Raw genomic sequence first — 26,208 nt, forward strand, 5'->3', positions numbered from 1 at the left:
TTAGACGCCCTTCTGGATCACGCCGTAGAACACCATCACAGCCGTCACCGCAATCCACGCGATGGTGAGCGGGATGAAGACCTTCCAGCCCAGACGCATGATCTGGTCGTAACGGAAACGCGGGAAGCTGGCACGGAACCAGATGTAGGCGCTGGCGAAGAAGAACACCTTCAACAGCAGCCACGGGGCACCGCCCTTCCAGATCCAGTCGATCCACGGCGAAATGTCCGCGGTGATCCAACCCTGGAACGGGCTCAGCCAACCGCCGAGGAAGAAGATCGAGATCAGGAAGCTGATCAGGATCATGTTGGCGTATTCGGCCAGGAAGAACAGCGCGAACGCACCACCGGAGTATTCGACCATGTGGCCGGCAACGATTTCCGATTCGCCTTCCACCACGTCGAACGGCGCGCGGTTGGTTTCGGCAACGCCGGACACCCAGTACACGATGAACAGCGGGAACAGCGGAATCAGGAACCAGTCGAAGAAGCCGGAATTGCCGGCCTGCGCCATCACGATGTTGCTCAGGTTCAGGCTGCCGGCAGCGATCATCACGCCGACCAGGGCAAAGCCCATGGCGATTTCGTAGCTGATCATCTGGGCCGAGGCGCGCATGGCGCCCAGGAAGGCGTACTTGGAGTTGGAGGCCCAACCGGCCAGGATGATGCCGTACACGCCCAAAGAGGTCATCGCCAGCAGGTACAGCAGGCCGGCATTGGCGTTGGACAGCACCACCTGCGCATCGAACGGCACCACCGACCAGGCCGCGAAGGCCGGTGCCAGGGTGATCAGCGGCGCCAGTACGAACATCGCCTTGTGCGAGCTCGCCGGCTGGATGATCTCCTTGAACAGCAGCTTGAAGACGTCGGCGAAGGCCTGGAAGATGCCCATGCCCACGTACATCGGGCCGTGGCGGACGTGCATCCAGCCGATCAGCTTGCGTTCCCAGACCACGAAGAACGCCACCGCGATGATCACCGGCATGGCGATCACCAGGATCTTCAGCACGATCCACAGCAGCGCGCCGATTTCACCCAGGCCCAGCAGCCATTGGTGGAGCGGGTCGACCGCGTTCAACAGCAATTCGTTCATGCAGCCACCACCGTTACGCGTGCGGCACCCAGCGGTGCGGTTGCACCGTGGCCCGATTCAATCCAGACCGACCCCGCGGCGACGCGGGCGTCGACCACCACCGGCAGCGTTGCCTTTCCGGCATCGGTGCCGACCTTGGCCATCTGCCCTTCGACCAGCTGCAGGCGGGCGGCATCGTCGGCACTGAGCACGATGCGCGGCGCGACGTTGAGCGGGTGCGACTGCAGCGCCTGGGCGCGACGGACCACTGCGTCGGTACGGTAGATCGCCGCGGTGGACGCCACTTCCAGCCCGTCCCCAGATACCGGCGTTGCCGCCGAGGAGGACACGGTGACCGTGACCGGAGCCAGGCTGGCACGCAGGCCGGCCAGGTCGGTGAACTCGAAACCGGCCAGGGCCAGCTCGCCGCCCAGTGCGCGCAGCACGCGCCAGCCTTCACGGGCCTCGCCCGGCAGCTTGCCGCCGGCACGGGCCGACTGCTCGCGACCATCGAGGTTGGTCAGGGTGGCGTCGATTTCCGGCAGCGCGCCGATCGGCAGGATCACGTCCGCCACGTCGCGGGTCGAGGCGCAGGCGAACTGGCTGAAGGCCACTACCTGGGCACCGGCCAGCGCCTTGCGGGCGGCGGCGGTATCGGCGAAATCCAGGCCCGGCTCGATGCCGTACAGCGCATAGGCCTTGCGCGGCTGGGCCAGCATGGCGTTGACGTCCTTGCCGGCCGGCAGCACGCCGGCGCGGGACAGGCCCACGGCGTTGGCGCCCTGCGGAATGCGGCACAGCCTGGCACCGGTGGCGGCGGCGAAGTCACGCGCGGCAGCGCGGATCGCGGCAGCCTGCGGGTGGTTCTCGGCGATGCCACCGACGATCAGCACGGCGGTGCCGGTCACGGCCTGGCGCAGCTCGGCGGTGCCCAGGGCCTCGACGAACTTCGACGGGGCCACGATCTGCTTGCCGGCCAGCTTGAAGGCGAAGTCGAAATCCACCGGGTTGATCGCGTGGATCTTCGCGTTGCGCGTGGTCTGCGCCTTGCGCAGGCGGGCGTGCAGCAGCGGCAGCTCATGGCGGATGTTGCTGCCGAGCACGACGATGCTGTCGGCGCCTTCGATCTCGGCCAGCGACAGGCCGAATACCTCGGCCGTGGCGGCGTCGGAGAAGTCGCGGTTGTTGATGCGGTGGTCGATGTTGCCGGTGCCCAAGCCGCTGGCGAGACGGGCCAGCAGGGCGCCCTCCTCGTTCGAGGCGGACGGGTGCACCAGTACACCGAGGTCGTCACCGCGGTTGGCGGTGAGGATGTCCTTGGCCGCGGCCAGGCCTTCGGCCCAGCTCACTTCCTGCCATTCGCCATTGACCTTGCGCAGCGGCTTGACCGCGCGGTCGGCGCTGTACAGGCCCTGGTGCGAGTAACGGTCACGGTCGGACAGCCAGCATTCGTTGACCAGTTCGTTGTCGCGCGGCACCGAACGCAGCACTTCGCCACGGCGCACGTGCAGGAACAGGTTCGAGCCCATGGCGTCGTGGTAGCCCAGCGACTCGCGCGCGGTCAGTTCCCACGGACGGGCGCGGAACTGGAACACCTTGTTGGTCAGCGCGCCGACCGGGCACACGTCCACGACATTGCCCGACAGCTCGGTGGTCAGCGGCTTGCCGTCGTAGGTGCCGATCTGCAGGTTTTCACCGCGATACATGCCGCCCAGTTCATAGGTACCGGCAACGTCGGCGGTGAAGCGGACGCAGCGGGTGCACTGGATGCAGCGGGTCATCTCGGTGGCGACCAGCGGACCGATGTCCTCGTCGGGCACCACGCGCTTGCGCTCGTTGAAGCGGCTCACCGAACGGCCGTAGCCGAGCGAGACGTCCTGCAGCTCGCACTCACCGCCCTGATCGCAGATCGGGCAGTCCAGCGGGTGGTTGATGAGCAGGAACTCCATCACCGAACGCTGGTACTTCAGCGCCTTCTCGCTGCGGGTGGCGACCTTCATGCCATCCATCACCGGGGTGGCGCAGGCCGGCGCCGGCTTGGGCGACTTTTCCACGTCGACCAGGCACATGCGGCAGTTGGCCGCGATCGGCAGCTTCTCGTGGTAGCAGAAGCGCGGGATCGAAATGCCGGCCTTGTCGGCGGCCTGGATGATCATCGAGCCCTTGGGCACGACCAGGGACTGGCCGTCGATCTCGACGGTCACATGCCCTTCCGGCACGATCGCCGGGGTGCCACCAGGATTGTTGGGTTGCGCGCTCATGCGGCGGCTGCCTCCACCTTCTTGCCGTCGACCATCGAATGACCGTTGACGATGTAGTACTCGAATTCGTCCCAGAACTGGCGCAGGAAGCCCTGGATGGGCCATGCCGCCGCTTCACCGAACGCGCAGATGGTGTGGCCTTCGATCTGGCCGGCCACTGCCTTCAACTGATGCAGGTCTTCCATGGTGGCCTTGCCGGCGACGATGCGCTCGAGCACGCGGTGCATCCAGCCGGTGCCTTCCCGGCACGGGGTGCACTGGCCACAGGATTCCTTGTGGAAGAACTGGCTGATGCGGCAGGCGAACTTGACGCAGCACACGCTGTCGTCCAGCACCACGATGGCACCCGAACCCAGGCCGGTGCCCAGGGCACGCAGGGTGTCGTAGTCCATCTGCAGGCCTTTGAGCTCCTCGGCCTTCAGTACCGGCATCGACACGCCGCCGGGCACCGCGCCCTTCAGGGTGCGACCCGGCTTGAGGCCGCCGGCCATTTCCAGCAGTTCGTCGAACGTGGTGCCCAACGGCACCTCGAAGTTGCCGCCCTTCTGCACGCAACCGGAAACCGAGAAGATCTTCGGGCCGCCGTTCTTGGTCAGGCTCAGGCCCTGGAACCATTCCGGGCCGTTGCGGATGATCGCCGGCACCGAGGCATAGGTCTCGGTGTTGTTGATCGTCGACGGCTTGCCGTACAGGCCGAAGTTGGCCGGGAACGGCGGCTTGTAGCGCGGCTGGCCCTTCTTGCCTTCCAGCGATTCCATCAGCGCGGTCTCTTCGCCGCAGATGTAGGCGCCAGCGCCGAGGGCGCCGTAGATGTCGATGTCCACGCCGCTGCCGAGGATGTTCTTGCCCAGCCAGCCGTTGGCGTACGCATCGGCCAGGGCCTGCTCGAAGTTCTCGAACGGCTCGTGGTGGAACTCACCCCGCAGGTAGTTGTAGCCCACGGTGCTGCCGGTGGCATAGCAGGCGATCGCCATGCCTTCCACCACCGAATGCGGGTTGTAACGCAGGATGTCGCGGTCCTTGCAGGTTCCCGGCTCGGATTCATCCGAGTTGCACAGGATGTACTTCTGCATGTTGCCCTTGGGCATGAAGGACCACTTCAGGCCGGTCGGGAAGCCCGCGCCACCACGGCCGCGCAGGTTGGACTGCTTGACCATCTCGATGACCTGCTCCGGCGAGATCTTCTCTTCGATGATCTTGCGCAGCGCGGCGTAGCCACCGGTCTTGAGATAGTTCTCGTACGACCAAGGGGTGTCGTAGTGCAAGGTGGTGTAGACCACCTGGTGCGGCAGCGGTGCGGGACCGACCGGACCCTGGGATGCGTGATGATGTGCCATGTCTTACTCCAACCCGTCCAGCAGCTCGTCGACTTTCTCGACGGTCAGGCGCTCGTGGTAATGGCCGTTGATGACCATCATCGGCGCACCGGCGCAACCGGCCAGGCATTCTTCTTCACGCTTGAGGTAGATGCGGCCATCGGCGGTGGACTGGCCGGTCCTGCAGCCGAGCTTCTTCTCGGCATGCGCGACCAGGTCCTCGGCGCCATTCAACCAGCAGCTGATGTTGGTGCAGAAGGCGACGTTGTGGCGGCCGACCTTCTCCAGCTCGAACATCGAGTAGAAGCTGGCAACCTCGTAGGCCCACACCGGCGGCAGGTCCAGGTACTTGGCCACGCCGGCGATCAGCTCGTCGGTCAACCAACCGGCATTCTGCTCCTGGGCGGCGTGCAGGCCCTGCAGCACCGCCGAACGCTTGCGGTCCGGCGGGAACTTGGACAACCAGTGATCGATGTGCGCGCGCGTCTTGTCGCTCAGCACCACCATCGGGTCGACGTCGCGCGCCGCCTCGAAATTACCCGTCGCCTTCATCGGCCGACCTCAGCAAATACCAAATCGTTAAGAACCAGAACCTGCAGCGCCGGCAGCAGCCGGCGGGTGTCAGGCATCGTGCATGCGGTGGCCATTACCGGTCCACCTCGCCGAACACCAGGTCGTAGGTGCCGATCATGGCCACCACGTCGGCGAGCATGTGCCCGCGCACGACCGAGTCGATCGAGGACAGATGGGCGAAGCCCGGCGCGCGCAGGTGCACGCGGAACGGCTTGTTGGCACCGTCGGACATCAGGTAGCAGCCGAACTCGCCCTTTGGCGCCTCAACCGCAGCATAGGTTTCGCCGACCGGGACGCAGTAGCCTTCACTGAACAGCTTGAAGTGATGGATCAGCGCTTCCATGTCGTCCTTCATGTCCTCGCGGCTGGGCGGAGCGACCTTGAAGTTCTTGACCATGACCGGGCCGGGATTGGCGCGCAGCCACTGCACGCACTGCTTGATGATGCGGTTGGATTCGCGCATCTCGGCCACGCGGACCAGGTAACGGTCGTAGCAGTCGCCTTCCTTGCCCAGCGGAATGTCGAAATCGACGGCATCGTACCTGGCGTACGGCTGCTTCTTGCGCAGGTCCCAGGCAACGCCCGAGCCGCGCAGCATCACACCGGTCATGCCCCAGGCATGCGCCAGTTCCGGGCTGACCACGCCGATGCCGACCGTACGCTGCTTCCAGATACGGTTGTCGGTGAGCAGGGTTTCGTATTCGTCCACGCGCTTGGGGAACTCGACGGTGAAGTTCTCCAGGAAGTCCAGCAACGAACCTTCGCGCGCGGCGTTGAGGTTCTTAAGGGCTTTGCCCTTGTGCCAGCGCGATTCCTTGTACTTCGGCATCTGGTCCGGCAGGTCGCGGTAGACGCCGCCCGGACGGTAGTACGCGGCGTGCATGCGCGCGCCGCTGACCGCTTCGTAGCAGTCCATCAGCTCTTCGCGTTCGCGGAAGGCGTACAGCATCACCGCCATCGCGCCCAGATCGAGCGCGTTGGAACCCAGCCACATCAGGTGGTTCAGGATGCGGGTGATTTCATCGAACATCGTGCGGATGTACTGGGCACGCTCGGGCGCTTCGATCCCCATCAGGGTTTCGATGGCGCGCACGTAGGCGTGCTCGTTGCACATCATGGACACGTAATCCAGGCGGTCCATGTAACCGATGGACTGATTGAACGGCTTGGATTCGGCCAGCTTTTCGGTACCACGGTGCAGCAGGCCGACATGGGGATCGGCGCGCATGATGGTTTCACCGTCCATTTCCAGGATCAGGCGCAGCACCCCGTGTGCAGCCGGATGCTGGGGACCGAAGTTCATGGTGTAGTTGCGGATTTCCTGGCGCAGTTCGGCCGGGTTGCTCGCAAACGCCTGCTGGGCTTGGTGGATCTGGCTCACTTGCTTGCCTCCGTCTGCGCGCTTTCGCCGGCAGCGGTCTGGAAACGGGCGTCATCCCGGATCACGCGCGGCACGCCGACACGCGGCTCCACCGAGGTCACCGGCTCGTACACCACGCGCTTCTTTTCTTCGTCGTAGCGGACTTCGACATTGCCGATCAGCGGGAAGTCCTTGCGGAACGGGTGCCCCACGAAACCGTAGTCGGTCAGGATGCGGCGCAGGTCCGGGTGGCCTTCGAAGATCACGCCGAACAGGTCGAACGCTTCGCGCTCGAACCAGTTCAGGCCCGGCCACACGCTGGTCAGAGAGGCGACCACCGGCAGTTCCTCGTTCGGCGCGAAGCAGCGGATGCGCATGGTGAGGTTGTGCTGGTAGGAACGCAGCTGGGCGACCACGGCATAGCGCTGCAGCGGCACCGGCTGCGGCTGGGCGCCGTCGCTGGTTTCGCGGGTGGGGAACTCGCCCCAGGCGAAACGACCGACAGACTTGCCCTCGACGCCACGGCTGAAGCCCTGCGAGGAGACATCGGAGGTGTCCCACTCGTCGCTGCCGTAGCCGAGGTAGTCCAGGCCGCACAGGTCAACGGCCTGTTCGAAACCAAACTCGTCGCGCAGCGCCAGAGCGGTGGCATGCCAGTCAGCGGCGGGCACTTCCAGCGTCACTTCGCCGCGGGGTTCGACCACGAAGACCTGCGCACCAGCGAAACGTGCGGAAAGTCGGTCGATGAAGGATGCTTGCTCTGCCATGGGGGCTTGGCGTGCTCTTGTCAGGAGGAATGTCAGCGGGCGATGGTCTGCGTACGCCAGATCTTCTTCTGCAGCTGCAGGATCCCGTACACCAGCGCTTCGGCGGTAGGCGGACAACCGGGGACGTATACGTCCACCGGCACCACGCGGTCGCAACCACGCACCACTGCATACGAGTAGTGGTAGTAGCCGCCACCGTTGGCGCAGCTGCCCATGGAGATGACCCACTTCGGATCCGGCATCTGGTCGTAGACCTTGCGCAGCGCCGGGGCCATCTTGTTGACCAGGGTGCCGGCCACGATCATCACGTCGGACTGGCGCGGTGACGGGCGGAACACCACGCCATAACGGTCGAGATCCAGGCGCGCGGCACCGGCATGCATCATTTCAACCGCGCAGCAGGCCAGACCGAAGGTCATGGGCCACATCGAGCCGGTACGCGCCCAGTTCAACAGCGCGTCGACGCTGGTGGTCACGTAGCCCTTTTCGAGCAGCGGGTTGTCGCCTTCGGGGCGCAGGATGTCATCGACCCGCCCTTCCGGGACCGGATTGTTCATCAGGCCATCGAGAGTCTGAATCACTCCCATTCCAGCGCTCCCTTCTTCCAGACGTAAATGAAACCGAGGAAAAGCATGCCCACGAACAGGCCCATCGTGACCAGCGAACGCGCGCCCAGCTCCATGAAGACCTGGGTCCACGGCACGATGAAGATGATTTCCAAGTCAAAGACGATGAACTGGATGGCGATCAGGTAGTAGCGCACATCGAACTTCATGCGCGCGTCCTCGAAAGCTTCGAAGCCGCATTCGTACGGCGAGAGCTTTTTCAGATCAGGACGCCGGGGACCGAGGAACCGGCCGACCAGCATCAGCGCAACGCCGATACCGGTGGCAACAATCAGAAACAGCAGAGACGGCAAATATTCGGCCAGCACAGCGATTCTCTCTTGCCTCTGCCGCCACGCCTGCAGGCGTCTTGGCATGGGGGAGTGGACGGAAAACGCACCTGGCGCTTTGCGCGCCAGACGTATCCGCTTACAAACAAAATGGTGCCCAAGAGGGGACTCGAACCCCTACGACCTAAGTCGCTACCACCTCAAGGTAGTGCGTCTACCAATTCCGCCACCTGGGCTTACGTATCGCGCCGGAAGTTCCAACCGGATTCCCCCGACGCGCCGCATATTGTAACCGTCTTCAGGGAGTCTGGGAGCCTTCCGAAGGCTTTTCTTCACCCGATTTCGGCGTTTCCGCCTGAGCCGGCACAGTTGCCTGCGGAACCGGCTGCTGGGCAGCGGCTTCCGGGGCCTTCGGCACGGCCGGCAGCTCGCCGGCAGGGACCGCCGGCGCGGCAGGCGCCACCGGGGCGGACATCACGCCCAGATCCTGCTGGACCGCCGGGCGCGCGCCGTGGCTGGCGTACCAGGCCATGAACAGACTGATGCCGAAGAACACAACGGCCAGCCACTTGGTCGACTTGGACAGGAAGTTGGACGCGCCACGCGCGCCGAACACCGTACCCGAGGCGCCGGCACCGAAACCCGAGCCTGCGGCCGCGCCGGAACCACGCTGCATCAGGATGAGCGCGATCATGGACACCGCGACCAGCACGTAGACCACATTGAGGATCAACATCAGCATTTCGAATCCGCCCTCGGGCATGTCAAATAGCGGCCGCCGCATGGGCGATGGCCAGGAAATCCGCGGCCACCAGCGAGGCGCCGCCCACCAGCCCACCATCGACATCGGGCTGCGCGAACAGTTCCGCTGCGTTGTCGGGCTTCACGCTGCCGCCGTACAGGATGGGCAACGAATCGGCAATTCTAGCATCGAGCCTGGCCACTTCGCCACGGATGAACGCGTGGACCTGCTGGGCCTGCTCCTTGGTGGCGGTCCGCCCGGTACCGATGGCCCAGACCGGCTCATAGGCGACCACGGCATGCTGGAAGCCGGCCGGGCCGACCAGTTCCAGCACGGGCGCCAGCTGGCGGGCGATGACATCTTCGGTCTGGCCGGCCTCACGCTGCTCCAGGGTTTCACCCACGCACAGCACCGGCACCAGCCCGGCATGCACGGCGGCGGCGAACTTGCGGGCCACCAACTCGCTGCTTTCATTGTGGTACTGGCGACGCTCGGAATGGCCGACCAGGCCATAGCGGGCACCAACGTCGGCCAGCATGGCGGCGCAGACTTCGCCGGTGTAGGCGCCCTTTTCGTTGGAGCTGACGTCCTGCGAGCCAAAAGCGACGGCACGGCCCTCGAACGCCTCGACCAGCTCGCCCAGGTACGGCAACGGCGGCAGGATGACGACCTCTACCCCACCCTTCGGCAGGCTGGCGACGATATCGCTGACCAGCTCGGTCGCGAATTGACGGCTGCCATGCAGCTTCCAGTTACCGGCGACGATCTTGCGGCGCATGGCGGGGCTCCTTTGGGGTATCAGCCGCCAATGATACCGGATGTAACGAATGCGCGTTTTCCGAAAACGCTTACATTTCAAATGGATATTGCAAGAGCCAGAGCCAGAGCCAGAGCAGATCAGGGTTGCCCGCTCGTATGGGTTGCGGGGCCGGGACGGGTGGGGTTACGGGACACGCCGTAAACCCATCCCTGGGGGCTTGGCAAAAACATCCATGTTTTTGACAGTCCCTACACCCCACCCGCCCCGACCCCGCCCACAGATGGTCGGTACCCAAGAAAAAAGGCGGTAGGCCACGACCGTTGGTCGTGGCGCCGTTCCCGTCCGGCATCGATCCACCGTCGGGGGCGAGGGCCGGCATGCCCCGCAGCGACTGTCAAAAACATGGATGTTTTTGACAAGCCTCCAAGGACGGATTCACGGCGTGTCGCGGAGGGGCATTCCGGCCCTCGCCCCAGCCGATGGGAACGAAAAGCCAAGCTGTTCGCGCGAACAACAACGCGCCAAAGAAAAAGGCCACCTAGCGGTGGCCTTCAAGAATCACTTCAGCTTGATCTCACGCAGTCGCTCTTCGAGGAACCCATGGGCGGTGATCGGCTCCGGGTAGCGGCTCGGGTTTTCCGGGGTGATGCAGGTCGGCAGCACGTCGATCAGGAAGTCCGGGTTCGGGTGCAGGAAGAACGGCACCGAGTAGCGCGGCTGGCGGGCCTGCTCGCCCGGGGGGTTGACCACGCGATGGATCGTGGACGGGTACACGTGGTTGGTCAGGCGTTGCAGCATGTCGCCGATGTTGACCACGATGGTGTCCGCGTCCGACGTGAACGGCACCCACTTGCCCTCGTGCGACTGCACTTCCAGGCCGGCCGCGCTGGCGCCCACCAGCAGCGTGATGAAGTTGATGTCGCCATGCGCGCCCGCGCGCACGTTCGGGATGTCGTCGGCGGTGATCGGCGGGTAGTGGATCGGGCGCAGGATCGAATTGCCGTTGTTGGTCTTGTCCGCGAAGAAATCGATCGGCAGGCCGATGTGCAGCGCCAATGCCGACAACACGCGCGAGCCCAGCTTGTCCAGTTCCTGGTACAGCCCATAGCCCTTTTCCTTGAAGTCCGGCACTTCGCTCGGCCACAGGTTCGGCGCCATCACCTCGCGGTACTTCGAATCGTCCGGAATCTCACGGCCGATGTGCCAGAACTCCTTCAGATCGAAGTGCTTGGAGCCCTTGGCCGTTTCGACGCCGAACGGCGTGTAGCCGCGCGCACCGCCGGTGCCCGGCACGTGGTACTTCAGCTTGGTCGCTTCCGGCAGCGCGAAGAACGCTTTGAATACGTCATACGCCGCATCGATGTCCTGCTGCGGGATGCCGTGGTTGCGGATGCCCGCGAAACCCCATTCACGGTAGGCCGCGCCGAGCTCGGCGACGAAGGCATCGCGGTCACTGTCGAAACGGGTGATGTCGAGGGTGGGGATCTGGCTCACTGCGGTTCCTGGCTTGTTCGAGGTGGGTAAGCGCGGCCACGACTGTGGCCCGGCTGAACATTGTGCCAGATCGGACAATAGACACTGCCGATACGTTGATACAAACCGATACAATGCGGCCGCGCGCCGCCTCGACCCGGCCGCGCGGCCATGGACGCCGCCGCCACGTCTTCCGACTCACCCCTACCGCCCGACCCTGCATGGACGACCCGCGCACCCCTGCCCTTTTGCCTGCACCGCCACGCTGGACGCGCCTGGCGTGGCTGAGCCTGTTCACTGCCATCAATGCCTGCGTGGCCATCGCCATCGCGCTGGGCAATACGCCACTGGCCGATAACCCCGGTGGCGCGTTGGGGCTGGGTTACCTGGCCCTTGCCCTGCCGGGTCACTTCCTCGCCTTCGGCGGTCTGGTGTCGCTGCTGCCCCTGGCCGTCGGCCTGTGGCCGCGCTCGCCGCGCCCACTCGTGGTCAGTGCCGTGCTGCTGCAGGGCGTGTGGCTGTGCCTGCTGTTGGTGGATGCCAAGGTTTTCGCGCTGTACCGCTTCCACCTCAATGCCATGGTGATGAACATGGTGTTCGGGGGCGCGCTGCAGGACCAGGTGGCGCTGTCCTGGCAGACCTGGCTGCAGTCGCTGGGCGTGCTGGCGGCAGTGGCTGCGGCCGAAGTACTGCTGGCGTGGGCCTGCTGGAAACTGCTGCCCGACCACGCGAGGCGCCGCCCCCTCCTGTTGGCGTGGGCTGCCGGAGTGGCGCTGATGGGCACCGGCCAGATCGCCACGGCCTATTACGACGCCCTGGGCGAACGCGCCGTAACCGGCCAATGGGCCTACCTGCCATGGGCCCAGCCGATCACCGCCAAGCGCCAGATGCACCGGCTGGGTGTGCGCAGCCTGCCCCAGGCCAACCTGCCCGACCCACGCCACAGCCAGCTGCAGTACCCACTGCAGCCGCTGCGCTGCCAGAGCCACACCCGACCCAATGTCCTGGTGGTGGTGCTGGAATCGCTCCGGCATGACGCGCTGGATGCCACCACCATGCCCAACACCTGGGCGCTGGCGCAGCAGTCGGACGTGTTTGCGCGCCACTACAGCAGCGGCAATGCCACCCGCTATGGGCTGTTCGGCCTGCTCTACGGGCTGCCCGGCGGCTACTGGCCCAGCATGCTCGGCGAACAGCGCGGCTCGATCCTGTTCGATGTGCTGCAGCAGCAGGGCTACGACCTGCACCTGTACGGCAGTGCGCCGCTGTACAGCCCCGAGTTCGACCGCACGGTGTTTGCCCAGGTGCGCGACCAGCTGCGCACCGCGCCGTCGTCGCTGCCGGTGGCCGCGCGCGACCGGCACATTGTGGATGCATTCGATGCGGACATCCGCCAGCCAGGTGACAAGCACTGGTTCGGCATGGTGTTCCTGGACAGCACGCATGCGCCCTACCACCTGCCGGAGGGCTATCCGGCACTGGCCACGCCGATGGCCACGGAGGTGAACTTCCTGGCCTTCGACAACGAGCATGACGCCACCCCCGAGCGCAATCGCTATCGCACCGCCGTGCATTACACCGATGCGTTGATCGGCCAGCTGCTGGCGACCCTGCGTGAGAGTGGCCAGGCCGACCGCACCATCGTGCTGGTCACCGGCGACCACGCCGAGGAATTCAACGACCTGGGCCTGAACTACTGGGGCCACAACGGCAACTTTTCCGACTACCAGATGCAGGTGCCGTTCGTGCTGCACTGGCCCGGACGCGCCCCCGCACGGCATGAGGCGACCAGCAGCCACGAGGACTGGGTGCCCACGCTGATGCGCCATGGGCTGGGCTGCGAGAACCCACTGGCGGATTTCAGCACCGGCCAGGACCTGTTCGACGCCACGCGCCCGCCGCGCCCACTACTGGTGGAAAGCTGGTCGCAGCGCGGCATCCGTGAAGGCGACCGGACTTATGTGTTCGACAAATTCGGCAACGCCACCACCCTCGACGCGCGGTACCTGCCGGTACCCGACCAGTCGCCAGACCCGGCCGCAGTGCGCGCCGCCTGGCACGCATTGACCCACTTCCGCAGGCAATGACGTTGTCTGTCCGGCCCCCTGGAACGTTCATGATGAACAAGCCCCTCAAAATCCTGCACACGGAAGCCGCCAAGGGATTCGGTGGCCAGGAGATCTACATCTACCGCCACATGCTGGCCATGCGCGAACGCGGCCACGACGTGTCGCTGCTGTGCCAACCTGACGCGCGCCTGGGCGAACTGGCGCGCGAGGCCGGCTTTGCCGTGCATACCCTGAAGATGGGCGGGCTGCTGCGGATGCTGCGCGGTATCTGGTCGGTGAAACGGCTGGTGCGGCGGCATCGTTACGATGTGGTCAACACCACCAGCCGCCGTGACGCACTCATTGCCGCCGCAGGTGCACGCCTGGCGGGCGCGCCGCTGGTGGTGCGCTCACGCCATCTCATGAGTCCGGTCAATTCACTGCTCACCTATACGGGCCTGCCGCACCGGGTACTGACCGTGAGCAGCTTCGTGAAGCAGCTGCTGGTCCATCGCGGCGTTGCCGACGCCCGGATCGGGATCGTTCCGCCGATCGCCGTGCCACCGCAGTGGTCGCAGGTGGAGGGTGATGATGCCTGGCAGTGCCTCCAGGAAACCCGCGCCGAGGTCCGGCGCGAACTCGGCTTCACCGATGACCAGATCGTCGTGGGCTGCGTCGCGGTGCTGCGCGAGGCCAAGGGCCATGCCGACCTGCTGCACGCCATGGCCCCGCTGTGCCGCAAGCAGCCGAACCTGCAGCTGGTGATCGTCGGCGACGGCCAGCCCGTGCTCCGCCAATTGCAGGCGCTGCGCGAGGAACTCGGGATCGCCGCCCAGGTCCATCTGCTCGGCTACCGGCACGGCGCGTGCCGGCTGATGACCGGCTTCGACATCTTTGCCCTGGCGACCCACAAGGAGGCCGCCGGTACGGTGTTCCTCGAAGCTGCGCATGTCGGCGTGCCGATCGTAGCGACCCGGGTGGGCGGCGTGCCGGAGATGCTGGTGGAAGGCAGCAATGCCCTGCTCGCCCCACTCGGCGACCAGGCTGCGCTCACCCATGCGCTGCAGGCCCTCGTGGAACAGCCGGAGCGCCGTCGGCAGATGGGCAGGGCCGGTTGGAAATGGATGCGCAGCGCGCATCGCTTCACTCCGACCGGGCATACCGAAGCTACCGAACACTATTACCACCAGTGGTTGAAGGAACTGGGCCATGGCCAACGCTAGAGCAGTGCCGGTGCTGATGCACCACCACGTGTCGCCCTCCCCGGGCATGATCACCGTGTCGCCGGAGAACTTCGAAAGCCAGATTGCCTGGCTGGCGCGCAACGGCTGGACCTCGCTGACACTGGAGCAGTACGCCGGCTTCCTCGCCGGCAAACCCGTGCCACGCAGATCGATCGTGATTACCTTCGACGACGGCTACCTGGACAACTGGGTGTACGCCCACCCCATCCTGCAGAAGTACGGCATGCATGCGGTGGTGTTCGTGGTCACCGGCTGGATGGGCGAAGGCCCGCTGCGCCCGCACGCCGGACAGCCAGATGCCGTGCTCCCGGCCACGCCCGATCACCGCGCGTGCGAGGCCGCGATCCTGCGCGAGAACCGCCACGACGATGTGATGATGCGCTGGAGCGAAGCGCGCGCCATGATCGAGGCCGGCACCTTCGAAGTGCACTGCCACACCCACACCCACACCCGCTGGATGAAGCAGGACATCAGCCGCGAACAGAAGCGCGACGGCATCGCCCGCGACCTGGAAATGGCGCGCAGCGTGCTGCAGGAACAGCTGGGCGAAGTGTCCGACACGCTGTGCTGGCCCTACGGCGATTTCGACGAGGATTACCTGCCGATCGCACGCGCTCAGGGCTTCCGTTACCTGCACACCACCCATCCGTTCGGCCGCAACGTGGTCGGCGGCGATCCGGAACACATCTACCGGTTCGCCATCCGCAACCGGCCCGCCAGCTGGTTGCGCAAGCGCATCGCGTGGAGTTACCACCCGTTGATCGCGCCGGTGTTCAACCGGTTCAAGGCGAAGCAGAAGAAGATGGTGCCGGGGCCGTAGGGCAACCCTGCGTGGCTGGCTTCCCGCACAAAAAAAACCGGCCGAAGCCGGGTTTTTAATTACGCTGCGGCGGCTGCCTTGACTGCGCTGGACAGACTGTCCAGCGTCGCCTGCATCAGCTCGGCCGTATCGGCCTCGACGGTGACGCGCACCACCGGCTCGGTGCCGGACGGGCGCAGGAACGCGCGACCGCGACCTTTGACTGCCTGCTGCGCAGCGGCCAGCGCCGTCTGCACGCCTTCGGACTGCACGATCGCTTTGGCTGAAACATCCCCCAGGCGCACGTTGACCGTCTTCTGCGGCACCCGGGTCAGCCCGACCAGCGATTCGCGCAGGCTCTTGCCTTCGCGACGCAGCACTTCCAGCACCTGCAGCGCACTGATGATGGCGTCGCCCGTGGTGGCGCGATCCAGGCACAACAGGTGCCCCGACGCTTCACCACCGAGCACCCCGCCACCTTCCACCAGCGCCTGGTGCACGTAGCGGTCGCCCACGTTGCTGCGCTGGAACGGCAGCCCCAGGCGCTCCAGCGCCTGCTCCAGGCCGAAGTTGGTCATCAGCGTGCCGACCACCGGACCGCGCAGGCGCCCACTGCGCTGCCACGACGGGGCCAGCACATAAAGAAGGTCATCGCCATCGACCGGGTTGCCTTGGTCATCGGCCATCAGCACGCGGTCACCATCGCCATCGAACGCGATGCCCAGGTCCGCACCCACCTCGCGCACCTTGGCCGCCAGGTTGTCGATGTGCATGGACCCGACGCCATCGTTGATGTTGACCCCGTTCGGCTCGGCACCGATGGCCACCACCTCCGCCCCCATCTCGCGGAACAGCAGCGGGGCGATGTGGTACGTGGCGCCGTGCGCGCAGTCCAGCACGATCTTCAATCCGCGCAGGTCGAACCCGCGCGGCACGCTGGCCTTGCAGAACTCGATGTAACGGCCCACCGCATCGCGGCCGCGCGCCGCCTTGCCCAACCGATCCGAATCGGCCGTGGTGAAGTCGGTATCCAGCGCCGCTTCCAGCGCCAGCTCCGTGGCATCGTCGAGCTTCTCGCCATCGGCAGAGAAGAACTTGATGCCATTGTCGTAATGCGGGTTGTGCGACGCACTGATCACGATGCCGGCGTCGGCGCCCAGCGTGCGGGTCAGGAATGCGACCGCTGGCGTGGGCATCGGCCCAAGCAGCTGCACATCCGCCCCGGCGGCCACCAGCCCGGCTTCCAGCGCCGCTTCGAACATGTAGCCCGAAATGCGCGTGTCCTTGCCGATCACCACCACCGGCCGGCGGCCCGGGCCATGCCCGTTGCGCTCGATCAGCACCCGGCCCAGCGCATTGCCCAGGCGCAGCACGAAGTCCGCCGAGATGACACCCTGCCCGACCCGGCCACGGATGCCGTCGGTGCCGAAATACTTCCGCGCGCCCATCAGGCAGCAGCGCCCGGGGCGGGCTGGCGGCCCAGCATGGCCAGCAGCTCGGATAGACGGTCCCGCATTTCCCGGCGGTCGCAGATCTGGTCGATGGCGCCGTGCTCGAGCAGGAACTCCGAGCGCTGGAAGCCTTCCGGCAGCTTCTCGCGTACGGTCTGCTCGATCACGCGCGGGCCGGCGAAGCCGATCAGCGCCTGCGGCTCGGCGATGTTGATGTCGCCCAGCATCGCGAACGACGCCGACACGCCGCCGGTGGTGGGATGGGTCAATACCGAAATGTAAGGCAGCCCCGCGGCACGCAGGCGCCCCAGCGCGGCCGAAGTCTTGGCCATCTGCATCAGCGAGAACAGGCCCTCCTGCATGCGCGCGCCGCCGCTGGCGGAGAAGCACACGTAGGGCGCGCCGATTTCAAGCGCCTTTTCCGCGGCCAGCGAGAAGCGCTCGCCGACCACCGAGCCCATCGAGCCGCCCATGAAGGCGAAGTCGAAGGCCGAGGCCACCAGCGGGCGGCCCTTGAGCAGGCCCTGCATGGCAATCAGCGCGTCGTACTCGCCGGTGTTCTTCTGCGAGGCCTTGATGCGCTCGCCGTACTTTTTCTGGTCCTTGAACTTGAGCAGGTCGGTCGGCCCCAGGCGCGCGGCGATTTCCGTGGTGCTGTCGGCGTCGAACAACGACGCCAGGCGCGCCCGCGCGCGGATGGCCATGTGGTGGCCACACTTGGGGCAGACTTCCAGGTTTTCTTCCAGCTCAGGACCGTAAAGCGCGCTGCCGCAGCTGCTGCACTTTTCCCACAGGCCCTCGGGGACACTGCGCTTCTTGCTGGGGACGTTGTCGGTGCGGATGCCCGACGGCATCAACTTGCTGAGCCAACTCATGCGGGATGACACTTCCGTTCAGGGCGGCCCGTGGGCCGCAAAGGCCGACAGTCTAGCTCACCCGTTCCACGGCCGGGACCCCCCACCCCGCCGCGTAAATCCGGCGTGAAAACCATGCTGGGCCGTACGTTCCGGGCGATGGCGGGGTTGGTCGTGCGGCGGCCGGGTCAGCCAATTCCATCCAGCGCTTCGCGCAGCGGCTGCAGAAAACTGCGCGCCACGCGCGCGGCCGTGGTGGCATCGGCCGCCTCGGCCAACGCCGCGACCAGCGCACTGCCGACCACCACCCCATCGGCTTCCGCTGCCATGGCGGCGGCGCTCTGCGCGTCCTTTATGCCGAACCCGGCCACTACCGGCGCGGTCGAGCGGCTGCGCAGGTCGCGCAGGCGTGCGCCGGCAGCGCTGCTGTCGAGCCGCTCGGACGCGCCGGTGACACCGGCAAAGCTCACGTAATAGAGGTAGCCCCTGGCCATCGACGCAAGCAGGTCCAACCGATCGTCAGCGGTGGTCGGCGACGCGAGCAGGATCAGCGCCAGCCCGGCCGCGTTGAAGATCTCCAGGGTTTCGGCAGCCTCTTCCGGCGGCAGGTCCACCAGCAGTACGCCATCCACCCCCGCAGCGATCGCGGCCTCGGCAAACCGCGCCGTACCATGGATCTCCACCGGGTTCAGGTACCCCATCAGCACCACCGGGGTGGTGGTGTCGTCACGGCGGAAGGCCTGGACTGTTTCCAGTACGTAGCGCAGGCCGGCCCCGCGCGCCAGCGCGCGTTCGGAGCTGCGCTGGATGGTCGGGCCATCGGCCATCGGGTCGGAAAACGGCACCCCGAGCTCGATCACGTCGGCACCGGCGGCCGCCAGCGCGTGCATCACCGGCACGGTTGCATCCAGGCCCGGATCGCCGGCGGTGATGAACGGAATCAGCGCCTTGCGGTGGCTGGCACGCAGGCGGGCGAAACAGGTATCGATACGGGCAACAGGCATCTCAAGCACATCCTTCTTTCAATTCAACGGCGCCACTGGCGCCCCAGTACAGCTTCGATATCGCTCCGTCGAAGATCTCCAGCCGGATGGCCAGATCCGAACCGGGGTCCTGCCAGGTCAGGTACGCACCCACCTCCGGGTCATCGGCATGCGGCGAGCGGCTGATGCCCGGGGGCAGGCGCTTGAGCGCTTCGTCCAGCGACATGCCCAGGCGCACGCCGAACGGCCCCGGCTGGACAATCGCCTCGTAGGAGCCGTCGATGGTGTCCAGGTCAAAGCGCTGTACGTGGCCATCCTGGACCATCATCGACACGCCTTCGGGCAGGCTGCCGCGCTCGTAGTACTCGCATTCGCCCGGGCCCTTGCCCCCGCCGTCGCTCAGGCCAGCCGAATGCCATGTACCGTCCGCTTCGACCTCGCTGAAACGCTGGCCTACGAGTACATCACCCGCATGGTCCAGCGCGACCGAGACAATCGCGGGCGCAGTGCCACCGTCGGCGGGCACTGCGCCCTGCGGCGCATCCTCGATGGGGCGATCCGCCGCATCGTCATTACTTGCCGGCAGCCGAACGGGCGCAATGGCCATCGGCGTCGCGGCCGGGGCCAGTACCGGCGGTTCCGGCGGCTTGCAGCCGCCCAGGCCGACTACGATCAGCAGCGCACTTCCCTGGCGCAGCACCGGATTCACAGGACCAGGCCCTCACGCGCGGCGATGGTGTGCACGTCCTTGTCGCCCCGGCCGGACAGGTTGCACAGCACCAGCTTGTCGCTGGGCAGCTCGCGCGCGATCTTGATCGCCTGGGCCACCGCATGGCTGGACTCCAGCGCGGCCAGGATGCCTTCGCTGTGTGCCAGCTGGTGGAACGCGGCCAGCGCTTCGTCGTCGGTGATGCCCACGTATTCGGCCCGACCGGCATCGGCCAGGAAGGCGTGTTCCGGGCCCACGCCCGGGTAATCCAGCCCGGCCGAGACCGAGTGGGTTTCGATGATCTGGCCGTCGTCATCGCAGATCACATAGGTCCGGTTGCCGTGCAGCACGCCGGGGCGCCCCGCAGCGATCGAGGCCGCGTGGCGCCCGGTCTCGATGCCGTCACCGGCCGCTTCGGCGCCGACGATGCGCACGTCACGATCGTTGAGGAAGGCATGGAACAGGCCGATGGCATTGCTGCCGCCGCCGACGCAGGCAGTGATCGCATCGGGCAGGCGGCCGTAATCGGTGAGCATCTGTGCGCGGGCTTCACGGCCGACGATGGCGTTGAAGTCGCGCACCATGCGCGGGTACGGGTCCGGGCCGGCCACGGTGCCGATGATGTAGAAGGTGTCGCGTACGTTGGTGACCCAGTCGCGCATGGCTTCGTTGAGCGCGTCCTTGAGCGTGGCCGAGCCGGAGGTGACCGGGACCACGGTCGCGCCGAGCAGTTTCATGCGGTACACGTTGATCTTCTGCCGCTCGATGTCGGTGGCGCCCATGTACACCACGCATTCCAACCCCAGCCGTGCCGCCACGGTGGCGCTGGCCACGCCGTGCTGGCCGGCCCCGGTCTCGGCGATGATGCGCTTCTTGCCCATCCGCGCCGCCAGCAGGGCCTGGCCGATGGTGTTGTTGATCTTGTGCGCGCCGGTGTGGTTCAGGTCTTCGCGCTTGAGCAGGATCTGCGCGCCGCCGACCTGCCGGCTCAGCCGCTCGGCGTGGTAGATCGGGCTGGGCCGGCCCACGTAGTGGGTGAGGTCCTTGTCGTAGGCGGCGATGAATGCGGGGTCACGGCGCGCTTCGTCATAGGCCGCCGCCAGCTCCTGCAGTGGCCCGATGAGCGTTTCGGCAACGAAACTGCCGCCATAGCGGCCGAAATGGCCGTTGGCGTCGGGATAGGCGTGGAAATCGGAGATGGGCGGAACGGGCAATACGGACATGACGCGACAGCCGTTGGAGACAGGCTGACAATTTAGCGCACATGTGATGACCGGAATATCGATATTATCTGCACGAACACGTCAGGAAAACTCACATGAGCCAGACGCCACTGCCGCCCCTCAACGCGCTGCGCAGCTTTGAAGCCACCGCCCGGCTGGGCGGCGTGGCACGCGCCGCAGAAGCGCTGCATGTCACCCACGGGGCGATCAGCCGCCAGCTGCGGCTGCTCGAGGAGCACCTGGGGCTGGCGCTGTTCGAACGCGCCGGGCGTGGGTTGCGCCTGACCGCCACCGGCCAGGCGCTGCAGGTTGCCTGCGCCGGGGCGTTCACCCAGATCCGCGAGGCGGTGGACACCCTGCAGCGCCGGCAGCGGCCGGAGGCGCTGGTGCTCGGTTGCAGCGGCAGCATCCTGGCGCGTTGGATGATTCCACGCCTGCCCGCCCTGCAGGCCGACCTGCCGCAGGTGCCGCTGCACTGGTCGGCGCAGGACGGCAGCTTCACCGAACAGCAGCAGGCGCTGGATGCGGTGCTGCTGCTGGCGCAGCCGCCGTGGCCGCGTGGCTGGCAGGTGCGCGAACTGGCCCCGGAACGGGTTGGCGTGGTGGTCAGCCCGCAGCATCCGGCTGCGGCGCGCCTGCGCCAGCAGCCCCCGCAGGCGCTGCTGCGCGAACCGCTGCTGCACACCACCTCGCGCCCGCAGGCGTGGCCGGACTGGGCGTTGTCGCATCATCTGGATCCGGCGCAGCTGCGGCTGGGCACCGCATTCGACCACCTCTACTATCTGCTGGAAGCGGCCGTGGCCGGACTGGGCGTGGCGATCGCGCCGGAGCAGCTGGTGGCCGATGAGCTGGCGGCGGGGCGCCTGCTGGCGCCGTGGGGATTTGCTGCGACCGGCGGGTTCTGGGTGCTGGCCACGCCAGAGGGCGCGCAGGATGCGCGGATAGAATCCCTTTCGGAATGGCTGACCGAACAGCTGCGGTAGGGTCGCACCCCAGTCGACCGCCGATAGCGGTGATCAGTGCTTTGGGGCATGGACGTCGGCCCGGCACGCGCCTTCGCTCAGTTGCAATGCCTTCCCGGGCGATGACGGTGCATCGGCAGTCGACTGGGGTGCGACCCTACCGGCGTGTTCGCAACACCGGCGTGTTCGCGACCGTGTTCGGCGCTAATCGGCTTCGTGACAGTCCGCGCGGCGGACTTCTTCGACGAACTTGCGCATCTTGTAGCCGTCCTTGATGCCCGGCTCGGTTTCGATGCCGCTGGAGACGTCAACGCCCCACGGCAGGGTCGCCACGATGGCATCGAACACGTTGTCCGGGGTAATGCCCCCGGCCAGCAGGAACGGCCGGTGCAGGCCGGTCGGCAGACGGGTCCAGTCGAACGCCACGCCGGTGCCACCACCGCCGCCCGGGGCGTGGCTGTCGAACAGGAAGCCGGCCGCGCTCGGGTAGCGCAGCTGCAGCTGGCGCGCATTGACCTCTTCGCGGCCGCCCATGGCCACCGCCTTCAGATAGGGCATGTTGAAGCTGCGGCAGAAGGATTCGTCTTCGTCGCCATGGAACTGCAGCAGGGTCGGTCGCACCGTGCGCAACACCTCACGCACCTCCTCCTTGCTGTTGTCGCGGAACAGCGCGACCACGTCGACCATCGGCGCGATTGCCTGGCGCATGGCACGGGCTTCGGCCGGCGCCACCCGGCGCCGGCTTTCACGGGCGAAGATGAACCCGACCGCATCCACGCCCAGTTCGCCGGCCAGGCGCACGTCGCCGGCCCGTGTCATGCCGCAGAACTTGATGCGGGTGCGGTAAAAGGAGCGGCTCATAGGGTGACCTCGGCGGGCAGGTGCCAGTTGTCGGGGTACAACGGGCCAATGAATACAAGGCCCTGGGGCGGTGCGGTCGGGCCGGCCACAGTGCGGTCCTGGCCGGCGAGCAGCTCGGCCATCCACGACACCGGCTTTTCCCCACAGCCAATCAGGATCAATGAGCCGACGATATTGCGCACCATGTGATGAAGGAATGCATTGGCCTGAACGCAGACCTCCACGATCTCACCCTGTCGGGTCACGCTGATTGCCTGCAGGTCGCGCCGGGCATGCAGGGCCTCGCACTGGACACTGCGGAACGCGCTGAAGTCGTTCTCGCCGAGCAGGGCCTGCCCCGCCTCGTGCATCAGGCCGGCATCGAGCGGCCGCCGCTCCCAGCTCAGGGTCTGGCGGTACAGCGCCGGGCGGATCTGCCGGTTGAGCAGCCGATACCGGTAACGCCGGGCCCGCGCCGAAAACCGCGCGTGGAAATCATCCGCCACCGGCACGCACCAGCGCACCGCGATGGAGCGTGGCAGCCGGGTGGTGGTGCCCAGGGTCCAGCCGCGCGGGTCGCGCACCACGTCGGTGTCGAAGTGCACCACCTGGCATTCGCCATGCACGCCAGCATCGGTGCGCCCGGCGCAGACCACCTGGATCGGCGCATCGGCCACCGACGACAGCGCGTCCTGCAGGCTGGCCTGCACGCTGGGGCAGCCGCTCTCGCCGAGCTGCTGCCAGCCTTTGTACTCGCTGCCGTCGTATTCCACGCCCAATGCGTAACGCATGTTCAGAACTTCGCCTCGATTGCAGAAGGGCGGCCGACGCCGATCATCCGAGCCGCGACAGCAGCTCGTGCGCCTGCTGCTGGCTGTGCGGGTCGCCTGCCTGGGCAACCTCCAGCAGCAGGATGCGGGCGGTTTCGGCATCGCCCAGGTCGAGATAGGCGATCGCCAGTTCAAGGCGGTCGCGCCCGGGGGCACCGAGCGGGGCGGTGTCGTGGATCGGCGCGGCGACTTGCTCAGCTGCTGCCCCCGTCTCCTCCGGGAATTCGAACACGCCGCGATAGCTTGGCTGGGCCGCGGCGTCACGCGCATGCGGCGGAACCACGTCATCGGCAGGCGCGGCGGGTACCGGCACCGGGTTGGCAACCACCGGCACGGCGTCATGCACCACGTGGCCCGGTTCCGGTTCCAGGGTGAATGCCGGCTCGCGGCGGCCCCCGTCCAGCACCGCCGGCTCGGCCAGGACGTAATCCGGCGCGTCGCGCAGGTCCGGCTCGTCGGCCGACGCGTCCTGCTGGGCCGCCAGTTCGTCCACGTAATCGGCGGCGGGAACGGCAGCGGCCAGGCTGGCCGCGTCCAGTCCCTCGCGGCGCAACGGCGGCAACGGCGACGGTTTGCGCCGGCGCGCCACCGCCCAGCCGGCCACCACCAGCAGCAGTACAGCCAGGCCCAGCCAGGCCCAGCCACCACTGCCCGCTTCGCGCGTGGCCGGGGCCTCGCTCAGGCGCTGCTGCGCAGCGGCAAGGTCGGTGTCTTTCATGGCAATCAGCGATGCCTGCTGCTGCTTGAGCTTTTCCAGCTCAGCCACGCGGTTGCGCAGTTCCTGGATCTCCGCATCGCGGGTGGCCACGTCTTCCTTGGCCTGCCGCAGTTGTTCGTTGCCCAGCATGTCACCCTCGCTGCCGGCAGCCGTGCCGGTGGTTGTACCTGCATTGTTGTCGGTTGCGGCGACCGCCGGAGCGATTTCCAGACGTCCACCCGCAGCGGCTGCGGGGGCGACCGAAGCAGACGCAGCCGGGGCTGCAGGCGTGGCCGCAACGCCACTGGCGGCCGGCTGCGGAATGGCCGAGCGCGACTGCCGCCACTGCGTCGCGTGCTCGCGGACCATCGCGGCCGCCTGGGCGGCATCGACCGGCGCTTCGGTACCTGGACTGCGCAGCACCGCGCCCTGCTTGAGCAGGTTCACGTTGCCACGGATGAAGGCTTCGGGATTGGCACGCAACAACGCGATCATCGCCTGGTCGCGATTGATGCCCTGCTCGCGGGCAACGGCACCGGCAATCTGCGACAGGGTCTGGCCACGCTGCACGGTGATGCTGCCGTCAGCACTGACGGTCGGCGCGGGCGCGCTGGCGGCCCGCGAGGACGGCGCGGCACTGCGTGCCGGCACCGGACTGGTCCGCGACGGCGCGGGCTCGGCAGCGGCCACCGGTGCCTGCACGGGTGCGGCCTCGGGTTCGCGCACGATGGCGTTGGACATTGCACCGGCCGGCGCGACGATCTCCGGCTCGGCCACGGCCAGCGCACTGTCCGGCGCATCGACCAGCGCCGAATACTCACGGACCAGGCGGCCCTGCCCCCAGTCGGCTTCAATCAGAAAGTTCAGCGACGGCGTGGTCACCGGCGCCTGCGAGCTCACCCGCACCACGGCACGGCCATTGGCATCGCGGGTCAGCTCGAACTGCAGCTCGCTGACCAGCCCGGTCGGCCGTTCCAGCCCGACGCGCGCAAAGGTCACCGGCGAGGCCAGCGCCACGCGCAGGTTTTCAAGCTCGGCCGGGTCGGCGGAAATGACCGGGATTTCCGCCAGCAGGGGCTGCCCGGGCTTGGACAGCACCCGGATGTCGCCCAGCCCGAGGGCCATGGCGGAGCTGCTGGCCAGGGCCAGCAGCAGGGTCGAGACATACTTGAGCGGGCGCGATGCGCCCGGAACCCGGTTCTTCATGCGGGCAATATAGCGATTCCCGGCCAATCCAGCCACGCAGGAATGTAGCGGTCAGCCCTCAGCCGCAACCAGCTCGGCCAGCTGCACTGCATTGAGTGCTGCACCCTTGCGGATGTTGTCCGACACGATCCACAGGTTCAGACCGCGCGGGTGCGACAGGTCTTCACGGATCCGGCCGACATACACTGCATCGGTGCCCGATGCGTGGGTAACCGGGGTCGGGTAACCGCCGGCTTCGTGCTTGTCGACCACTTCCACGCCCGGCGAACGCGACAGCAGCTCGCGCGCCGCATCCGGGGTCACCTTGTCGCGGGTTTCGATGGTGACCGCTTCGGAATGCCCGTAGAACACCGGCACGCGCACCGCCGTCGGGTTCACCAGGATGCTGTCATCGCCGAGGATCTTGCGGGTTTCCCAGACCAGCTTCATCTCTTCCTTGGTGAAGCCATTGTCCTGGAAGTCGTCGATGTGCGGGATCAGGTTGAACGCGATCTGCACCGGGAAGCGCTGCGGGTCGATCTCCTGGAAGCTGAGCAGCTGGCCGGTCTGCTTGCCCAGTTCTTCCAGCGCCGAGCGACCACCGCCGGACACCGACTGGTAGGTGGCCACGTTGATGCGCTGGATGCCGTACTGGCGGTGCAGCGGCGCCAGCGCGACCAGCATCTGCATGGTCGAGCAGTTCGGGTTGGCGATGATGCCGCGCGGGCGGTTCTTCAGCGCCTCGGGGTTCACTTCGGACACCACCAGCGGCACGTCATCGTCGTAACGGAAGGCCGAGGAATTGTCGATCACCACCGCACCGGCGGCGGCGAACTTCGGGCCGAACTCCTTGGAGACGCTGCCACCTGCGGAGAACAGCGCGATATCCACGCCAGCCGGGTCGAACGTGGCCAGGTCCTGGACCTTGATCTTCTTGCCGTCGAACTCGATTTCGCCACCGGCCGAACGGGAGGACGCGAGCAGGCTCAGGGTGGCGATCGGGAAGTTGCGTTCGGCCAGGATGGCCAGCATGGTTTCGCCGACGGCGCCGGTGGCACCGACGACTGCGACGTGGAAGCGACGATCTTGATTGCTCATGGGAACCTCATTTGTGTACTGACCAACGGTCGGTACCTACCGTGATGTGGGGGTACCGACCAACGGT

Annotated in this window: 24 protein-coding genes and 1 tRNA gene; 4 read left to right on the top strand and 21 right to left on the bottom strand. The window is 66.7% G+C overall.

All coding sequences use genetic code 11. The features are described from left to right. The 12 genes from nuoH to ACGFZ3_RS10095 form a co-directional block, all read right to left on the bottom strand. Positions 1 to 1,092, bottom strand: coding sequence for an NADH-quinone oxidoreductase subunit NuoH (gene nuoH, locus ACGFZ3_RS10040; RefSeq protein ID WP_093532776.1), 1,092 nt, complete (start codon positions 1,090 to 1,092; stop codon positions 1 to 3). Continuing rightward, a complete protein-coding gene (gene nuoG / locus ACGFZ3_RS10045; protein WP_392920014.1) occupies positions 1,089 to 3,332 on the bottom strand; it encodes an NADH-quinone oxidoreductase subunit NuoG in 2,244 nt (747 codons plus the stop codon). Before nuoG ends, nuoH begins: the two co-directional genes overlap by 4 nt. Next, positions 3,329 to 4,669 (bottom strand): NADH-quinone oxidoreductase subunit NuoF, encoded by a 1,341-nt coding sequence (nuoF, locus tag ACGFZ3_RS10050; RefSeq protein WP_392920017.1) that lies wholly within the window; start codon positions 4,667 to 4,669, stop codon positions 3,329 to 3,331. Before nuoF ends, nuoG begins: the two co-directional genes overlap by 4 nt. Positions 4,670 to 4,672: 3 nt before the next feature. Next, positions 4,673 to 5,200 carry an NADH-quinone oxidoreductase subunit NuoE gene (gene nuoE, locus ACGFZ3_RS10055; RefSeq protein ID WP_042614963.1) on the bottom strand — a complete coding sequence of 176 codons (528 nt, stop codon included), beginning with the start codon at positions 5,198 to 5,200 and terminating at the stop codon, positions 4,673 to 4,675. Positions 5,201 to 5,294: 94 nt separating this feature from the next. Next, a complete protein-coding gene (locus ACGFZ3_RS10060) occupies positions 5,295 to 6,602 on the bottom strand; it encodes an NADH-quinone oxidoreductase subunit D (protein ID WP_392920022.1) in 1,308 nt (435 codons plus the stop codon). Then, positions 6,599 to 7,348: an NADH-quinone oxidoreductase subunit C gene (locus ACGFZ3_RS10065; protein ID WP_068853414.1), complete on the bottom strand. Its 750-nt coding sequence runs from the start codon at positions 7,346 to 7,348 to the stop codon at positions 6,599 to 6,601. Before ACGFZ3_RS10065 ends, ACGFZ3_RS10060 begins: the two co-directional genes overlap by 4 nt. Positions 7,349 to 7,380: 32 nt before the next feature. Then, positions 7,381 to 7,935: an NADH-quinone oxidoreductase subunit B family protein gene (locus ACGFZ3_RS10070; protein WP_017354657.1), complete on the bottom strand. Its 555-nt coding sequence runs from the start codon at positions 7,933 to 7,935 to the stop codon at positions 7,381 to 7,383. Continuing rightward, entirely contained in the window at positions 7,926 to 8,282 is a 357-nt protein-coding gene (locus ACGFZ3_RS10075; protein ID WP_026069699.1) for an NADH-quinone oxidoreductase subunit A, read from the bottom strand. The genes ACGFZ3_RS10070 and ACGFZ3_RS10075 overlap by 10 nt, the downstream gene beginning before the upstream one ends. Positions 8,283 to 8,394: 112 nt before the next feature. Next, positions 8,395 to 8,479, bottom strand: a tRNA-Leu gene (locus ACGFZ3_RS10080). A 62-nt stretch (positions 8,480 to 8,541) separates the two neighbouring features. Next, complete coding sequence (secG, locus tag ACGFZ3_RS10085; RefSeq protein WP_392920028.1) at positions 8,542 to 8,985, bottom strand: preprotein translocase subunit SecG; 444 nt, start codon at positions 8,983 to 8,985, stop codon at positions 8,542 to 8,544. A gap of 22 nt (positions 8,986 to 9,007) precedes the next feature. Next, entirely contained in the window at positions 9,008 to 9,763 is a 756-nt protein-coding gene (gene tpiA / locus ACGFZ3_RS10090; protein WP_392920031.1) for a triose-phosphate isomerase, read from the bottom strand. Positions 9,764 to 10,303: 540 nt separating this feature from the next. Beyond that, entirely contained in the window at positions 10,304 to 11,239 is a 936-nt protein-coding gene (locus tag ACGFZ3_RS10095) for an isopenicillin N synthase family dioxygenase (RefSeq protein ID WP_392920034.1), read from the bottom strand. 200 nt (positions 11,240 to 11,439) lie between these two features. On the opposite strand from ACGFZ3_RS10095, the gene ACGFZ3_RS10100 reads away from it, so the two are divergent. From ACGFZ3_RS10100 to ACGFZ3_RS10110, 3 genes are read left to right on the top strand one after another with little or no spacing between them, the layout of a single operon-like run. Next, complete coding sequence (locus ACGFZ3_RS10100; RefSeq protein ID WP_392920037.1) at positions 11,440 to 13,305, top strand: DUF3413 domain-containing protein; 1,866 nt, start codon at positions 11,440 to 11,442, stop codon at positions 13,303 to 13,305. A gap of 32 nt (positions 13,306 to 13,337) precedes the next feature. Next, the gene (locus ACGFZ3_RS10105) at positions 13,338 to 14,489 is read left to right on the top strand and encodes a glycosyltransferase family 4 protein (RefSeq protein ID WP_392920041.1); all 1,152 of its coding nucleotides are present in this window, start codon (positions 13,338 to 13,340) and stop codon (positions 14,487 to 14,489) included. Beyond that, positions 14,476 to 15,330 (top strand): polysaccharide deacetylase family protein, encoded by an 855-nt coding sequence (locus ACGFZ3_RS10110; RefSeq protein WP_392920043.1) that lies wholly within the window; start codon positions 14,476 to 14,478, stop codon positions 15,328 to 15,330. Before ACGFZ3_RS10105 ends, ACGFZ3_RS10110 begins: the two co-directional genes overlap by 14 nt. 59 nt (positions 15,331 to 15,389) lie before the next feature. Here ACGFZ3_RS10110 and glmM read toward each other — a convergent pair whose 3' ends face one another. The 5 genes from glmM to trpB all read right to left on the bottom strand — a co-directional run bounded on the left by glmM (position 15,390) and on the right by trpB (position 20,520). Next, positions 15,390 to 16,757, bottom strand: a complete 1,368-nt coding sequence (glmM, locus tag ACGFZ3_RS10115) for a phosphoglucosamine mutase (protein WP_392920046.1) — start codon at positions 16,755 to 16,757, stop codon at positions 15,390 to 15,392. Beyond that, complete coding sequence (gene accD, locus ACGFZ3_RS10120; RefSeq protein WP_392920049.1) at positions 16,757 to 17,635, bottom strand: acetyl-CoA carboxylase, carboxyltransferase subunit beta; 879 nt, start codon at positions 17,633 to 17,635, stop codon at positions 16,757 to 16,759. Before accD ends, glmM begins: the two co-directional genes overlap by 1 nt. A 167-nt stretch (positions 17,636 to 17,802) precedes the next feature. Beyond that, positions 17,803 to 18,618 carry a tryptophan synthase subunit alpha gene (trpA, locus tag ACGFZ3_RS10125; protein WP_392920052.1) on the bottom strand — a complete coding sequence of 272 codons (816 nt, stop codon included), beginning with the start codon at positions 18,616 to 18,618 and terminating at the stop codon, positions 17,803 to 17,805. 1 nt (position 18,619) lies between these two features. Further along, positions 18,620 to 19,306, bottom strand: a complete 687-nt coding sequence (locus ACGFZ3_RS10130; RefSeq protein ID WP_392920055.1) for a hypothetical protein — start codon at positions 19,304 to 19,306, stop codon at positions 18,620 to 18,622. Beyond that, a complete protein-coding gene (gene trpB, locus ACGFZ3_RS10135) occupies positions 19,303 to 20,520 on the bottom strand; it encodes a tryptophan synthase subunit beta (protein WP_392920949.1) in 1,218 nt (405 codons plus the stop codon). Before trpB ends, ACGFZ3_RS10130 begins: the two co-directional genes overlap by 4 nt. A 104-nt stretch (positions 20,521 to 20,624) precedes the next feature. Between trpB and ACGFZ3_RS10140 the strand changes: the two genes are divergently transcribed. Next, positions 20,625 to 21,512 (top strand): LysR family transcriptional regulator, encoded by an 888-nt coding sequence (locus ACGFZ3_RS10140; RefSeq protein ID WP_392920058.1) that lies wholly within the window; start codon positions 20,625 to 20,627, stop codon positions 21,510 to 21,512. Between the two features lie 183 nt (positions 21,513 to 21,695). On the opposite strand, the gene ACGFZ3_RS10145 is transcribed toward ACGFZ3_RS10140, so the two are convergent. The 4 genes from ACGFZ3_RS10145 to ACGFZ3_RS10160 are packed head-to-tail and all read right to left on the bottom strand — an operon-like array spanning position 21,696 to position 26,141. Next, on the bottom strand, positions 21,696 to 22,352 hold the full coding sequence (locus tag ACGFZ3_RS10145; protein ID WP_145479878.1) for a phosphoribosylanthranilate isomerase: 657 nt from the start codon (positions 22,350 to 22,352) through the stop codon (positions 21,696 to 21,698). Next, on the bottom strand, positions 22,349 to 23,122 hold the full coding sequence (truA, locus tag ACGFZ3_RS10150) for a tRNA pseudouridine(38-40) synthase TruA (protein WP_392920062.1): 774 nt from the start codon (positions 23,120 to 23,122) through the stop codon (positions 22,349 to 22,351). Before truA ends, ACGFZ3_RS10145 begins: the two co-directional genes overlap by 4 nt. A gap of 43 nt (positions 23,123 to 23,165) precedes the next feature. Then, positions 23,166 to 25,064 (bottom strand): FimV family protein, encoded by a 1,899-nt coding sequence (locus tag ACGFZ3_RS10155; protein WP_392920065.1) that lies wholly within the window; start codon positions 25,062 to 25,064, stop codon positions 23,166 to 23,168. Between the two features lie 51 nt (positions 25,065 to 25,115). Further along, positions 25,116 to 26,141, bottom strand: coding sequence for an aspartate-semialdehyde dehydrogenase (locus ACGFZ3_RS10160; protein ID WP_392920068.1), 1,026 nt, complete (start codon positions 26,139 to 26,141; stop codon positions 25,116 to 25,118). Between the last annotated feature and the right edge of the window lie 67 nt (positions 26,142 to 26,208).

The sequence above is a fragment of the Stenotrophomonas sp. NPDC047960 genome, assembly GCF_043204395.1.
Lineage (GTDB): Bacteria > Pseudomonadota > Gammaproteobacteria > Xanthomonadales > Xanthomonadaceae > Stenotrophomonas.

Excerpts from the sequence above, each read along its gene's own strand:
- nuoH (WP_093532776.1), bottom strand. The coding sequence starts at position 1,092 with ATGAACGAATTGCTGTTGAACGCGGTCGACCCGCTCCACCAATGGCTG.
- nuoG (WP_392920014.1), bottom strand. The coding sequence starts at position 3,332 with ATGAGCGCGCAACCCAACAATCCTGGTGGCACCCCGGCGATCGTGCCG.
- nuoF (WP_392920017.1), bottom strand. The coding sequence starts at position 4,669 with ATGGCACATCATCACGCATCCCAGGGTCCGGTCGGTCCCGCACCGCTG.
- nuoE (WP_042614963.1), bottom strand. The coding sequence starts at position 5,200 with ATGAAGGCGACGGGTAATTTCGAGGCGGCGCGCGACGTCGACCCGATG.
- ACGFZ3_RS10065 (WP_068853414.1), bottom strand. The coding sequence starts at position 7,348 with ATGGCAGAGCAAGCATCCTTCATCGACCGACTTTCCGCACGTTTCGCT.
- ACGFZ3_RS10070 (WP_017354657.1), bottom strand. The coding sequence starts at position 7,935 with ATGGGAGTGATTCAGACTCTCGATGGCCTGATGAACAATCCGGTCCCG.
- secG (WP_392920028.1), bottom strand. The coding sequence starts at position 8,985 with ATGCTGATGTTGATCCTCAATGTGGTCTACGTGCTGGTCGCGGTGTCC.
- tpiA (WP_392920031.1), bottom strand. The coding sequence starts at position 9,763 with ATGCGCCGCAAGATCGTCGCCGGTAACTGGAAGCTGCATGGCAGCCGT.
- ACGFZ3_RS10100 (WP_392920037.1), top strand. The coding sequence starts at position 11,440 with ATGGACGACCCGCGCACCCCTGCCCTTTTGCCTGCACCGCCACGCTGG.
- ACGFZ3_RS10105 (WP_392920041.1), top strand. The coding sequence starts at position 13,338 with ATGAACAAGCCCCTCAAAATCCTGCACACGGAAGCCGCCAAGGGATTC.
- ACGFZ3_RS10110 (WP_392920043.1), top strand. The coding sequence starts at position 14,476 with ATGGCCAACGCTAGAGCAGTGCCGGTGCTGATGCACCACCACGTGTCG.
- glmM (WP_392920046.1), bottom strand. The coding sequence starts at position 16,757 with ATGGGCGCGCGGAAGTATTTCGGCACCGACGGCATCCGTGGCCGGGTC.
- accD (WP_392920049.1), bottom strand. The coding sequence starts at position 17,635 with ATGAGTTGGCTCAGCAAGTTGATGCCGTCGGGCATCCGCACCGACAAC.
- trpA (WP_392920052.1), bottom strand. The coding sequence starts at position 18,618 with ATGCCTGTTGCCCGTATCGATACCTGTTTCGCCCGCCTGCGTGCCAGC.
- ACGFZ3_RS10140 (WP_392920058.1), top strand. The coding sequence starts at position 20,625 with ATGAGCCAGACGCCACTGCCGCCCCTCAACGCGCTGCGCAGCTTTGAA.
- ACGFZ3_RS10145 (WP_145479878.1), bottom strand. The coding sequence starts at position 22,352 with ATGAGCCGCTCCTTTTACCGCACCCGCATCAAGTTCTGCGGCATGACA.
- truA (WP_392920062.1), bottom strand. The coding sequence starts at position 23,122 with ATGCGTTACGCATTGGGCGTGGAATACGACGGCAGCGAGTACAAAGGC.
- ACGFZ3_RS10155 (WP_392920065.1), bottom strand. The coding sequence starts at position 25,064 with ATGAAGAACCGGGTTCCGGGCGCATCGCGCCCGCTCAAGTATGTCTCG.
- ACGFZ3_RS10160 (WP_392920068.1), bottom strand. The coding sequence starts at position 26,141 with ATGAGCAATCAAGATCGTCGCTTCCACGTCGCAGTCGTCGGTGCCACC.